The sequence below is a fragment of the Dokdonia pacifica genome, from assembly GCF_900188275.1.
Lineage (GTDB): Bacteria > Bacteroidota > Bacteroidia > Flavobacteriales > Flavobacteriaceae > Dokdonia > Dokdonia pacifica.
On the sequence record NZ_FZNY01000006.1, the window covers coordinates 355,971 to 369,846 of the forward strand.

At 31.4% G+C, this 13,876-nt stretch carries 14 protein-coding genes; all 14 read left to right on the top strand.

Translation table 11 applies throughout. The annotated features are described in order from the left end of the window. Positions 1 to 4 precede the first annotated feature (4 nt). Genes CHB80_RS18280 through CHB80_RS18345 form a run of 14 tightly spaced genes read left to right on the top strand, consistent with a single transcriptional unit; the run spans position 5 to position 13,874 of the window. Entirely contained in the window at positions 5 to 871 is an 867-nt protein-coding gene (locus CHB80_RS18280) for an ABC transporter permease (RefSeq protein ID WP_089372946.1), read from the top strand. Between the two features lies 1 nt (position 872). After that, entirely contained in the window at positions 873 to 1,691 is an 819-nt protein-coding gene (locus CHB80_RS18285; protein WP_089372947.1) for a polysaccharide pyruvyl transferase family protein, read from the top strand. Continuing rightward, positions 1,688 to 2,956, top strand: coding sequence for an ABC transporter ATP-binding protein (locus CHB80_RS18290; RefSeq protein WP_089372948.1), 1,269 nt, complete (start codon positions 1,688 to 1,690; stop codon positions 2,954 to 2,956). The genes CHB80_RS18285 and CHB80_RS18290 overlap by 4 nt, the downstream gene beginning before the upstream one ends. Continuing rightward, the gene (locus CHB80_RS18295) at positions 2,949 to 4,022 is read left to right on the top strand and encodes a DegT/DnrJ/EryC1/StrS family aminotransferase (RefSeq protein WP_089372949.1); all 1,074 of its coding nucleotides are present in this window, start codon (positions 2,949 to 2,951) and stop codon (positions 4,020 to 4,022) included. Before CHB80_RS18290 ends, CHB80_RS18295 begins: the two co-directional genes overlap by 8 nt. Then, positions 4,019 to 4,723, top strand: coding sequence for a WbqC family protein (locus tag CHB80_RS18300; protein WP_089372950.1), 705 nt, complete (start codon positions 4,019 to 4,021; stop codon positions 4,721 to 4,723). The genes CHB80_RS18295 and CHB80_RS18300 overlap by 4 nt, the downstream gene beginning before the upstream one ends. Positions 4,724 to 4,764: 41 nt before the next feature. Then, entirely contained in the window at positions 4,765 to 6,036 is a 1,272-nt protein-coding gene (locus CHB80_RS18305) for a polysaccharide pyruvyl transferase family protein (RefSeq protein ID WP_218823097.1), read from the top strand. A 37-nt stretch (positions 6,037 to 6,073) separates the two neighbouring features. Next, entirely contained in the window at positions 6,074 to 6,460 is a 387-nt protein-coding gene (locus CHB80_RS18310; protein WP_143337179.1) for a GNAT family N-acetyltransferase, read from the top strand. Positions 6,461 to 6,482: 22 nt separating this feature from the next. Next, positions 6,483 to 7,691, top strand: coding sequence for a TDP-N-acetylfucosamine:lipid II N-acetylfucosaminyltransferase (locus CHB80_RS18315; protein ID WP_089372953.1), 1,209 nt, complete (start codon positions 6,483 to 6,485; stop codon positions 7,689 to 7,691). After that, on the top strand, positions 7,688 to 8,641 hold the full coding sequence (locus tag CHB80_RS18320; RefSeq protein WP_089372954.1) for a glycosyltransferase family 2 protein: 954 nt from the start codon (positions 7,688 to 7,690) through the stop codon (positions 8,639 to 8,641). The genes CHB80_RS18315 and CHB80_RS18320 overlap by 4 nt, the downstream gene beginning before the upstream one ends. After that, positions 8,638 to 9,642, top strand: coding sequence for a glycosyltransferase family 2 protein (locus CHB80_RS18325; protein ID WP_089372955.1), 1,005 nt, complete (start codon positions 8,638 to 8,640; stop codon positions 9,640 to 9,642). The genes CHB80_RS18320 and CHB80_RS18325 overlap by 4 nt, the downstream gene beginning before the upstream one ends. 22 nt (positions 9,643 to 9,664) lie before the next feature. After that, on the top strand, positions 9,665 to 10,873 hold the full coding sequence (locus CHB80_RS18330; RefSeq protein ID WP_179218213.1) for a glycosyltransferase: 1,209 nt from the start codon (positions 9,665 to 9,667) through the stop codon (positions 10,871 to 10,873). After that, positions 10,866 to 11,879, top strand: coding sequence for a glycosyltransferase family 2 protein (locus CHB80_RS18335; protein WP_089372957.1), 1,014 nt, complete (start codon positions 10,866 to 10,868; stop codon positions 11,877 to 11,879). Before CHB80_RS18330 ends, CHB80_RS18335 begins: the two co-directional genes overlap by 8 nt. A 1-nt stretch (position 11,880) precedes the next feature. Next, positions 11,881 to 12,975, top strand: a complete 1,095-nt coding sequence (locus CHB80_RS18340) for an acyltransferase family protein (protein WP_089372958.1) — start codon at positions 11,881 to 11,883, stop codon at positions 12,973 to 12,975. Beyond that, positions 12,975 to 13,874: a glycosyltransferase gene (locus CHB80_RS18345; protein ID WP_089372959.1), complete on the top strand. Its 900-nt coding sequence runs from the start codon at positions 12,975 to 12,977 to the stop codon at positions 13,872 to 13,874. Before CHB80_RS18340 ends, CHB80_RS18345 begins: the two co-directional genes overlap by 1 nt. The last annotated feature ends 2 nt before the right edge of the window (positions 13,875 to 13,876 follow it).

Below are 13,876 nucleotides of genomic sequence, written 5' to 3' on the forward strand. Positions count from 1 at the left end.
TATTTTGAGTAAAGTAGAAGAGACAGAATGGTTATACGAGATAAAACCCAAAGGAAAGTTTATAGATCTTAATTTTGGAGAAATTTGGAGATATCGTGACCTGCTGGTTTTGTTTATAAAACGAGATATTGTTACAGTATATAAGCAAACTATTTTAGGTCCTTTATGGTACTTAATTCAGCCCTTATTTACCTCTGTAATTTTCACATTGGTTTTTAATAATGTAGCTGGTATAGATACAGGAACGGTCCCTGCATTTCTTTTTAATCTTTCAGGGTTAACCATTTGGGCTTATTTTTCACAGTGTCTTACGAATACATCATCTACTTTTAAACTTAATGCAGGTTTGTTTGGTAAGGTGTACTTTCCTCGATTTATCTCGCCCTTATCTAGGGTGCTTTCAGGATTGTTTAAGTATACGATTCAGCTTTTTATTTTCTTTGTGTTCTTTCTTTATTTTCTTTTATATGAAGGAAAGTCAGTGAGTGTAGGTAGTAACATTTATTTATTGCCATTAGCTGTTCTTACAATGGCTATGTTAGGATTAGGAATGGGAATGATTCTAAGTGCGCTCACTACAAAATATAGAGACTTTAATATTTTTATAACTTTTGGTATGCGATTGTTACTGTATCTATCTGCAGTAATGTATCCATTAGCATTAGTAAAAGAAAAACTATCAGAATATGCTGCGATAGTTGAGTATAATCCTGTAGCTCAAGTGGTAGAAGCGTATCGCTATATGTTGTTAGATACAGGAAACCCGAATATAAAAGGATTATTAGTAAGTTTTGCTCTTAGTATTCTTCTAGTTTTAATTGGGCTGGTTATTTTTAATAAAACTGAAAAAACGTTTATTGATACGGTATAATATGAGTAAACAGATTCCTCTTTTCTATTGGTCTTCAAAGGTTTTTGAAAAAAAAGACCAAGAAAATTATGGAGATATCTTATCTGCTCAAATTGTGTCTTGGGTATCAGGAAAAGAAGTATCTTTTTATAATGCCCCTCAAAAGAAGAAAAGCTGGTTTAAAAAATCATATTTGATGGCCATAGGGAGTATCATGAATTATACGCAACCTAAAGCTATGGTGTGGGGAAGTGGTATTATATCTAGGAAAGATCAATTCTCTAATGCTACATTTTGTGCGGTTCGGGGTCCGCTTTCGCGAAAGCGTATACTAGAACTTGGCTATTCATGTCCTGAAGTATATGGCGATCCGGCTATTTTATTGCCTGATTATTATGTGCCAGCTATTGAAAAGAAATATGCGTATGGGTTTATTCCACATTACGTAGATTATGATGTTGTGTCTGGTTGGTATGATACTGAAGAAAATACAACAGTACTTAACTTGATTAACGATGATGTATACCACACTACAGATCGGATTTTAGAATGTAAAAAGATTATAAGTTCATCATTGCATGGAGTTATTGTGGCTCAAACGTATGGAATACCGGCGGTTTGGGTGCAATTTTCAAATAAACTAAGTGGCGATAATGTAAAATATGATGACTACTTTTTATCAGTAGGAATCACGCCATACAAACCCATATTTATAGAAGAGAAGATACCGTTACAAGAATATGAGGCGATCTTTTCTACTGTAGAAACGATTCCAGATATAGAAAAATTAAAAGAAGTGCGAATAATGCTTAAAAATGCATTTCCAAAAGAATTTTTATGAGCGATATTATATTAAAAGTAGAAAATATATCTAAGCAATACCGACTAGGACTTGTAGGGCTAGGGACATTGGCTCATGACTTTAATAGATTTTGGCATAAAATACGAGGCAAAGAAGATCCGTATCTTCAAGTAGGTAGTGTCAATGATCGAAGTGCCAAAGCGAGTTCTGACTATGTTTGGGCATTGCAGGATATTAATTTTGAAATAAAACGAGGTGAAGTTCTAGGTATTATTGGAAAGAATGGTGCAGGAAAATCAACCTTGCTTAAAATCTTATCTCGTGTTACTGCTCCTACCACAGGAAGCATAAAAACACGTGGAACTATTGCAAGTCTATTAGAAGTGGGGACAGGAATGCATCCTGAATTGACTGGTAGAGAAAATATATTTTTAAATGGTGCTATACTTGGTATGGCTAAAGCAGAAATTGCTAGTAAAATAGATGAGATTATTGCCTTTTCAGGTTGTGAAATGTATATAGATACTCCTGTAAAACGGTATTCTAGTGGAATGAGAGTGCGTTTAGGTTTTGCGGTAGCAGCATTTTTAGAACCAGACATCCTAGTAGTAGATGAGGTACTAGCCGTAGGTGATGCTGAATTTCAAAAGAAAGCGATTGGTAAGATGCAAGACATTTCAAATACAGGTGGACGTACTGTATTGTTTGTAAGTCATAATATGGCTGCTGTGAAGAGTCTATGTACTAGTGGTTTAATTATAGAAAACGGAAAAATAATTTACTACGGATCTGCAAATGATGCGGTTAGTATTTATTTAGGGGGAGCACATTCTGAAGTTAATTATACAGAATATAGTGAAGATTTTAAAACAGAGGCTCTTGAGTTAAAAACAATTAAGGCTTATGATATTAAAAGCCCTAATGATTCTGTAGTGACAGAAAAGAGTACCGTAGTATTAGAATTTAATTTCAACTTGTTTGTTGATGATGTAAAAAAGTATACGCTTACCTTTCATTTTAAAAATGAGACAGGAGAAACGTTATTTACATTTTCGCCTTTTAATTTTGGCTTGGAATTAAAGAAAGGTCAAAACTCAATTCAGGCAGTATTTCCTAAGGATTTTATAAAGCAAGGTACCTATTACATTAATCTATTCTTAGTAGAAGATAGAAAAAGATCTATTGTAAGATTTGATGATGTGTTTTCATTACAAGTTATTCATGCTAAACGTGATATAGGCGTATTTATGGGTAAAGAACCGGGGTATATTAAACCTCATGTAAAATGGCTTTCTAATGATTAATGTAACTAAATCTTTTTTGCCACCCTATGAGGAGTTTATTGATATTTTTAAAAAATCATGGGATAGCGGTTGGTTAACAAATAGAGGTGAGCTAGTCAAAGATCTTGAAAAACGATTATGTGATTATCTTGATGTAAACGGTTTATTAGCGATGTCTAATGGGACATTACCATTACAAATAGCTATAAAGGCATTAGATTTAAAAGGGGAGATTATAACAACTCCTTTTAGTTATGTCGCTACAACATCTGCTATTAAATGGCAAGGTTGCATACCCGTTTTTGTAGATATTTCACCAGATTGTTTAACAATTGATCCTACTAAAATAGAAGCGGCTATAAATAAAAATACGTGTGCAATCCTAGCTACTCATGTGTATGGGAATCCTTGTGATGTGATTGCAATTAAAGAAATAGCAGATAGATACTCCTTACCCGTTATATATGATGCAGCACATTGTTTTGGTGTAAAATATAATGGAGAATCACTTTTTAATTATGGAACTATAAGTACGTGCAGTTTTCATGCAACTAAAGTTTTTCAGACAGGTGAAGGAGGATGTACAATTACTCAAGATGAAACATTGTACAAGAAAATATATTCGTTGCATAATTTTGGACACAAGAATAACACAGAGTTTCAAGGAGAAGGTATAAATGCAAAAATGAATGAACTACAGGCAGCATTAGGCCTATCTGTACTTCCATATATGGATGATGTGATTTTAAAGCGAAAAGCGATTAGTGATCATTATGATCATTTATTGACTTCAGCGATTAAGAAATTAACATATCGAGAAAATACTATTAGAAATTATTCTTATTATCCTGTACTATTTGATAGCGAAGAAGTGTTATTAAAGGTTTCAGCTGGTTTAAGTGATCATAATATAAATGCTAGGCGATATTTTTTTCCTAGTTTAGATGAACTTCCATATGTAGAACTTGCAGATGTTCCAATCTCAAGAGATATTTCAAAACGTATATTATGTTTGCCATTGTATCCTGATTTAGATTTGATTGATGTGGAAAGAATTTGTGGTATTGTAAATTCTGCGTTGGTATGAAGTCAGCTATAATGCAACCCTATTTTTTACCTTATATAGGCTATTGGCAACTTATTAATTGTGTTGATGAATTTATAGTGTATGATAATATAGAATATACTAAGAAGGGGTGGATCAATCGCAATCGGTATTTGTTCAATAATGAGGATAAATTATTTACGATTCCTTTAAAAAAGTCATCGGATTTTGAATTAATTGAGAATAAATTTCTAGCCGATGATCATTTAAAGTCAATAACCAAGCTATTAAGGCAAATAGAATCCTCATATAAGAAGGCACCCTATTTTGAGGAAAATTATGAACTCATAAAGTCTATCTTTCTATTTGAAAACAATAATTTATTTGAATATATATACAATTCAATAAAGTTGATTGTTGAATTTTTAGAAATTAAAACAAAGATTATCAGATCATCAACATTATCTAGTGATCTGCCTGATTATAAAGGGAGAGATAAGATTATTCATCTTTTAGAGAAAATAAATTCAAATAGTTATATTAATAGTATTGGAGGACAAAAACTCTATAGTAAAGAAAGATTTGCTAAGGACGGCATTACATTAAATTTTTTAGAGTCTACTTTACAAGAGTATAAACAATATAATACTGAATTTGTTTCAGGTTTATCTATAATAGATCACTTAATGTTTAGAAGTAAAGAGGAAATCATTAATAGTTTAAATGAATATAAAATTATATGAGGATACTTATAATAGGACAATGTACTTTACATTGGGGTAGAATGGAGTTTGGTAATATAGGTAACTATTATATTATTGAACCACTAGTTAGATTATTACACAAGGAGTTTGGTAATGGTACTATTATTAATACTACGTTTCAACTTAGTGATCGTTTTCAAAATGATGAAAACATCAGTGTTTTACCAATGAGTCTCTATTATTCTTGGTCTAAAGACGATATTGTAATAGCTAATCGTGAACTAGAAATAGCAAAAAGATTTGCTAGTGATTCTTTTCTTGAGGAAGAAACTCCATTTATTAAGGAGGTACTAAGTTCTAATTTAATAATAGATTTTAGTGGCGATATATGGGGAGACAATGCAAATTTTTTAGGAGAAAATAGATTTTATGTTGGATTAGTCAAGAATAGAGTTGCACAACTTCTTGGCAAAAAAACGGCAATGATATGTGGTTCTCCCGGTCCTTTTTCTAATAATGATACGTTAGATTTTGCTAAAGAGGTTTATCAAAATTTTGATGTAGTTACAAATAGAGAAGCAATCAGTAAGAACTTATTAAAGGATTATGGTTTTGATGTCTCAAATACGCATAGTTTAGTATGCCCTTCATTTTTGTTTCAACCATCTAGTTCGGAAAAGATAGATGCGGAAGTTGTAAAGACAAATGCTTTTGATAACAATAGAAAAACAATAGGCTTTGTGATATGTGGCTGGAATTTTTTAGAAGGTCCCTTTGATAAAGAAGATAGAAATGAAAAGGATTTCTTACCTTTTTTAATTGCTGTTGAAGATTTTTTACAAAAGAATAAAGATGTTAATTTTTGTGTCTTTTCGCATTCTAATGGTTTTCCAATACCTCCACTTGAATTTGAATTGCAAAGAGGAAGAGATTACCCTATTGTTAAACAATTTGAAAAGTTTCTTAGAAGAAGAGGAAATGTTGATGAAACAAGGATTAAGTCAATAGATAATGTATTAAATACATGGGATACAAAAGGAGTTGTTGGTAGATTTGATATGTTGATCTCTGGTAGAGTGCATGCCGCAGTAGCTGGTTTATCTCAGGCTGTACCAACAGTTATTATTGATTATGGACATGAACCTAAAGCACATAAATTACTTGGATTTGCAGGAGTAGCTGGAGTAAAAGAATTCTTAGTAGATCCAAATGACATAGACCTAATGTCAAAAACATTTGAAAAATGTTGGGAGAATAGAGTAGAAGTAAGGAAAGGTTTGAATGAAAGACTTCCAAAAATAAAAGAAGAGTCTAAAAAAACGTTTAAATTATTAAAAGAATTATTTGTCTGAAATAGTTAGCATAAAAGAAAATACGTCTTCGTATGATATGATCTATCAACATTTAAAGAATGTTGAAGGATTATATGTTCCACCATTAAGTACTTATGTTAACCTTGAAGATTACAGTCATAAATTATCAAATAAGGCAGATACCATAGAAATTTTATTCGATAATAATTTGGTTGGTCTAGCTGCATATTATAATAATGACCAATATTTATATCTCTCTAATATTAGTATTGAAAAAGAATATCTTAAAAGAGGCTATGGTACTATTTTAATAAATAGATTAATAGAGAAATCTTTACTTTATAAAAAGAAAATACTTTTAGAAGTCAATAAAGGTAACACGAAAGCTATAAAATTTTATAAAAAGCATGGTTTTATGGTTCACAAAACTATAGATGATTCTTATGAAATGTGTTTGCAATAGATAAACCTAAACAAAGAGTAAATTGGACTATTCAACTACGATATTACATGTATTTCACGATGATAAGTTCATTGACGCTGCCATTGATGTTTTTTCAAGAGTTCCTTCTAAATTCAAAGAAGAATATCATTTAATAGTAAAATCACAAGATCATGTGGTTAAACATGTAAAATCTAATCTAGCTATTAAAAAAGTTATGTTTAGTGAAAAAGCATTCAAGGAATACGCACATAGTATTTCATTGAATAATTATAGCGCTATATGTTTTCATTCTTTGTCAGGTACTAATGTCCATATTTTGAATTTCTATAATGGGAACTCAAAAATTATTTGGTTTTCATGGGGCTTCGGTATTTATAATAAATGGTTTCCTTTTCAATCTCGATTATTAGAACCTAAAACAAGAAAACAGTTAAACTTAAAACTTTCTGTATTTGAGAGGATAATATCAAATAATATCATTTACCGAATATTTGGAAGTATTCCCTATAAATTTATCCCTGGAAATAAAATCTTTGAAAAAATAAAGAGTAAGCATCCTAATAGCTATCTGAGAGCAATAGCTAAGATAGACTATGTTGCGCCAGTTATTAAAAATGAAATGTATTATATAAATAAGGTCTCAAAAAGACTTTCTTATATTCCTTTTAATTATGGCTCTTATGAATTAAAGTTTAATAAGTCTTTAGAAAAAGATGTTACTCAAGAAAAAGATGTTTTAATAGGTAATTCGGGCGATTATTCAAACAATCATTTGGATATTTTTGAAATGCTAAAGAACATTGATATAACAGATAGAAAGATTATTGTACCATTAAATTATGGAGGAGATAAAGAGTATATAGAAACAGTAATCAAGGAAGGTGAAAAATGTTTTGGGGAAAACTTCGAACCTCTTACAGAGTTTCTGCCATTAGTTGAGTATGATAAGATTTTATCTAAATGCGGTATTGTTATTTTTAATCATCGTAGGCAACAAGCAGGAGGGAATTTTGTTGTCATGTCTTATAAAGGCGCAAAGATTTTTTTAAATAAAAAAAGTCCTTTCTATAAGCTTTCAAAAGAAAATAACTTAAAGGTTTATGCATTAGATGATATTACACAAAAGGATTTTGATACAGTGCTCACTATGTCAGAGGTCGAAAAACAACGCGTAAAGATTAAAGCACTTTTTGGTATAGAAGAAGTTAAAAGAAAAATCCAAGTTTTTTACGAAATTATAGATAAGTGAAAAATCTAGTATCCATAATAATACCAACGTATAATAGAGCCTCTTTTCTGGAAGAGACAATAGTGTCTATACAAAATCAAACGTATACAAATTGGGAGTGCATTATTGTGGATGATGGTTCTACAGATACTAGTATGGCATTACTTACAAAAATAGCCGAAGAAGATACACGTATTAAAGTACTACAACGTCCTGCACATCTCAAAAAAGGAGGGAATACTTGTAGAAATATTGGTTTAGATCATGCTCAAGGAACCTATATTCAGTTTTTTGATAGTGATGATCTGATGAAAAAAGATATGCTACAGGAAAAAGTAAGTCTATTACAATCTGATGATTTTGATTATGTTATTTCAAAAACTGAAAGTTTCCAGCACCCAGACCCTTTGGATATTATTGATAAACAAGATCATTATTATACGTTTGATACTTGTGCAATCAGTCATGAGAATTATGTGACACAAAAAATCAATTGGCTTACACCCGATTTTATGGGAGTTTCTACTCTTTTTGAAAGCCTGAGATTTAATAATAAATTGCCTTCAGGTCAAGAGTATAATTTGTTTTCAAAACTCACACTTCAAAGTAAAAGAGGAATTGTTCTAGACCGTTTTACAACACTCAGAAGAATGCATGATACCTCTATTAGAGCGATGCTCAATAAAGATAAAGATCGATTAAAAAGAGATAGAGCATTACTCTATAAAGAAACGTATAACGAACTAAAAAAGAAAAATGCCCCTTCTGAAAGTTTGAAATTCCTTCTTAAAAGTTTATGTAAATTGTATTTAAATGATAAGCCTTCATTCAAAAATATGCTTTTTATACAAAAAGAATTGTCCTATCTATATTCTTTTAAAGTAGCATCTCATTATGTATTGTACCAAATAAGTGCTGTTTTTTTTAATAAAGGCTATCAATTTAAGAAACGTATTCTATCGTCTTTATGATGCCTATAGTAACTATTGTCATTCCTACGTATAATCGAGCGCATGTGATCGAAGAGGCATTACTGTCTATACAAGGTCAGACATATACAAATTGGGAATGTATTATTGTAGATGATGGTTCTACTGACAATACATTAGAAGTCTTAAAAGGATTTGAAAAAAAGGACAATAGGTTTAAGATACATACACGCCCTAAAAATAGAACTAAAGGGGCAAATGCTTGTCGTAATATAGGCATTGAAAAAAGTCAAGGTGCTTATCTTGTCTTTTTAGATTCTGATGATACATTAGCTAAAAAGTGTCTTGAAAACCGCATCCAATGTTTTGATAAAAACAAAAACATACAAGGGCTTATTTTCTCTACGGGAATATTGAGTGACGATGGTAAGACAGTAACTCCTTTTTCAAAAAAGATAGAGAAAGATTTAGATAGTCAAGCGTATGCAAAAATGTTGTTGTCATATGATATCCCCTGGCAAATTACTAATCCTATATGGAAACGAGAAGTTTTTGATAACTATGGAGGTTTTGATGAGCACATGTTAAGATTTCAAGATGTAGATCTTCATACAAAACTGATGTTATGTGGTGTTAACGTAAAAAAACTAGATGATATAGATTTCTATTATAAGTTAGAAGACGGATTTGAAAAATATCAAGATGATGTATTTATTAGTAAAGCCTGTACTGCTATTCTATATTATATAAAAAAATATCTACAACCATCACATGATTATACCTTAGATACTCAAGAACGAAAAAAGTACTTAGCCATCATGTTTCTTAAAACAATTCATAAGTTTATATACGCCAAAAAAAGACAAGCATTATTTAAAACCTTTTTGAAATTTGAAAAACAACATAAGCTTCTTTCTGGAAAAACTAGAAGATTACTTAGATTGTTATATATAATAGATACCTATCAATTACTTGAAAAAAAAGGATTAGGTTTTTATAAACTTGAAAAATACGCTAGGAATCAAGTTTTTAATTTCAAATGAAACAAATCTATCCACACATACTATGGTAAAAAAGAAACCATCTGTTTTATTCTGGGTACATACCTTTCCGAGGTTTTCAGAAACATTTATACGTGACCAAGTATGTCAGGTAATAGATCAAGAATGTAATGTTTTTATATATGGAAAGTCATTTGTGACAAATCAAGAAGACGCACTCAAAGGCTTCGAAAAATATCAGCTAGATAAGCGGTTTGTTTCTAAGCATGATGTGAGAGCTTCTAAATCAGGGAGCAATAAGTATAAGAACTATTTAGAAAAACTCTTCTTTTTAAGGAAAAATAAACGATTCTCATTAGCAAAATATTTGAAGTTTATACTTAAAAAAAGATCATTAGAAGTACAATTTTTATGTATTGCATATTTTTGCGTAAAGAATGATATATCGGTTATTCACGCGCATTTTGGTCCTAATGGAGAATTAGCAGTACAGCTTAAAGAACTAGGATTGCAGATAAAAGTAGTCACTACATTTCATGGATATGACGTGAGATTAGGACTAGAAACTCCTGAAATATATAAAGACTTAATACATTTAGGGGATGCTATTATTTCGATCTCAACTTATAATAAAAAGATTTTATTGGACATAGGTTTTAAACCAGAGGTGATCGTTGATCTTCCCAACGGAATACATACAGATTTCTACACGCCTACTACCAATACGGTAGCAGATTCTGACACTATTCCTATCATTACTGTGGGGCGTTTAGTAGAAGAAAAATCAATTCATATCGCTATAAAAGCACTTAAAATAGTATCGGATAGCGCCCCTCAATACAATTTCAAATATAAAATTGTAGGAGAAGGGGAGTTACGCCCATCTATAGAAAGTCTTATCGCAGAGACGCATCTTGAAGATAAAATACAATTGTTAGGAGCTAAAAATAGCTTAGAAGTTCGTAACCTATTACAAGAAGCGGCTATTTTTATCCTTTCAAGTTCTAGAGAAGCTTTTCCTACGGTACTCATGGAAGCCCAAGCGTCAGGACTTGTAATTATTGCAACAGATGTAGGAAGTGTTTCTAGCATTGCAGTAAACGGAACGATAATTCCTCCTAATGATGAAGAGGCCATGGCAAATGCAATTATAACCACTCTTGAAAATAAAGAAAACTGGAATCAAATAGGTTTGAAAAATAGAAACTATATTGTGTCTAATTATGATAGTCATACGCTTACGCAACAATTAATTGCGATATATAATGAATAACCCCTTAATTTCTATAATCATACCGGCATATAATAGGGCGACACTTATTAAAGATACGCTTCAGTCTATTATTGCGCAGTCTAGTTCAGATTGGGAGTGTATTGTTATAGATGATGGGAGTACAGACACTACGGTTGAGGTTGTTTCCGCTTTCGCGAAAGCGAACTCAAGAATACAACTGCATAAAAGAAGTGAAAGCTATCAATCTGGCGGTAATGGTGCACGCCAAATGGGACTGGATATTGCATCATCTGACTGGGTGCTTTTTGTAGATTCGGACGATGTGCTTGCTGAAAATTGTATAGAGAATCGTATCAATACTATAGATGAAACATTGGATATGACGGTGTTTCATACAGCGACATTTAAAAAAAATATAGGTGATCATCAGATTTATTGGAATCTACTACATGAAAAAGAGACCAATGAAGAATACCTCATACGATTTCTTATTCAAGATATGCCATGGCATACAATGGGTGTGTTATGGAGAAAAAAGTTTCTCCAACATATAGGAGGATGGAATCAAAACCTTACTGCTTGGCAAGATTGGGAACTCCACGTAAGAGCACTTACCTATAAACCAAAGATAAAATCCAATAATACGATCGCTGATAATTATTATAGATTGGATGTCGTAAATTCTATAGCTTCTAAAAAAAGATCTCTTCAGTACAATCTAACCATAAAGAAAGCGATTGAATGTGTAGAGGCAAAAGTACTTCACAGTTTTACGGCATCAGAAATTAAAAAACGAATTCAATATTTGATTTATCGTAACCTTATCGCAAACCCCATAAAGTGGAAGTTGTTTCAACTCCCTTTTGCATTAAAAACTTCAGATATGTCGTTTTCAACGGTTTCTAAACAAAAATTTTTACGTGCCTATTGGAAAGAACGTTTTTTTTCTATAACCATTATAAAACGAATCTTGAAACATAAATGTAAGTTGTCTTACTATGATTATTTATATCCAACAACTACTTTTTTAAAAAAGAGATTTTAGGATGCAGTATATCAAACAACTAGATAGTATAAGAGCTGTAGCAGTATTGTTGGTTATTGTAAGTCATTGGCTTCCAAAACAAAATATCCTAAATAGCATTCCTAATGGACAAATTGGTGTTGATATATTTTTTGTGTTAAGTGGGTTTTTGATTTCAAAAATATTATTTGATAATAGAGATAAAGCAATTGCATTAGGGCAACCCGTATCTAATGTTTTAAAGGGTTTCTATATAAGGCGTTCGCTACGTATTTTTCCTATATACTATCTTACAATTATTGTAGTATACATAGCGGCAGATAGTACAAATACTTCTATTAAAGATGCTCTTGTATACTATCTTACATATACATCAAATTTTTATTTTTTTAATAGACAAGCTTGGGATGGGATATTGTCTCATATGTGGTCATTAGCAGTAGAAGAACAATATTACTTGATATGGCCTTGGTTAGTTTTATTAGTTAGAAAGAAATATATACTTCCTATAATTTTTATTTTTATAGCTATAGGAATAGGGAGTCAATTATGGCTTCATGGCGTTAAAATGAGTAGAATACTTACGTTTACTTGTTTTGATGCTTTTGGGATTGGTTCATTATTAGCATGGGGAATTACCTATAAGAAAGAAAAAATGATTTTCTATTATAACCGATTAAGGATTATAGCAGTTATTGCTTTCTTGTATTTTATATGGGGAGTCACTACAAAACAATGGATGGTTGTATCTATAAGAACTACGGTGTCCATGATTACGGTTTGGCTTATTTGTTATATATATTTATATCATCAAACTGAAAAATTAAGAGGCAAGCTGATATTAAATAATCCGATGCTTATTTTTCTTGGAAAAATAAGTTATGGCATTTATTTATATCATAATATTGTACCGAAATTGGTAGTTAAAAAGTATATAGATGTATATGTGAATCCATTACTGCCAGATTTTTTCAATGTAAAATATAAGACACTACTTTTGTTAGCAGAAAATGGGATGAGTGTTGTTTTAATTTCTTGGCTTTCATTTATGCTTATAGAAAAAAGGTTTTTAATGCTTAAAAAAAGATTCAATTACATAACCAAAAAAGATCATTAATGAAGGGGCAAAAAGAAGGTATATCCGTAATTATTTGTTGTTATAATAGCGCAGAACGACTTCCAAAGACGTTGGAGCATATGTTTGCCCAAAAGCTCTCTGATGGTGTTTTAATGGAAGTTATTGTGGTAGATAATGCTTCAAAAGATAGTACAGCTAAGGTTGCTCAGGATCTTTGGGATATGCAAGAGGAGTTACCGCAAGTAACATTTCAAGTGGTTCCAGAAACAGAACCAGGTCTAAGTTATGCAAGAGAGAAAGGTATGGATACTGCTTCTTATGAGTACTTACTTTTTTGTGATGATGATAATTGGTTTAATGAAGAGTATGTGCAACGTACATATACTTTTTTAAAAGAGAATAAAGAGTATGGAGCTGTAGGTGGGAATGGGAAAGCAGCTTGTGAAGTGACGCCACCTTCTTGGTTTGAAAAATTCTCTAGTATTTATGCCTTAGGGTGCCGTAATGATGGTGATGTGACCAATGTTTATGGGGCAGGAATGGGTGTGCGAAAATCATTGATTAAAGGATATAAAACACAGCTTTCAGATCGTAAAGGAAATTCTTTAGCTTCAGGAGGAGATAGTGAATGGTGTATGCAAGTTCGTAAACAAGGATATAAAATAAGACAAGTATGTGATAATACTTTTTTTCATTTTATTCCTAAAGAACGACTAACGAATTCGTACTTATATAGAATGGCAAAAGGAAGAGGAGAGACTAAAGCACAGCTTACCTTGTTGAAGTATAACAATAGTGCATGGGCAACAGGACTGGGATATCGTTTTAGGACAGATGCTAAAATCCTATGGAAAGCTTTAGGTACTGGAAATCGAGTGTCTATTACGTATACTTGGTATACTATAACATCATATTGGAAAAGTTTATTAAAGAAATAAAT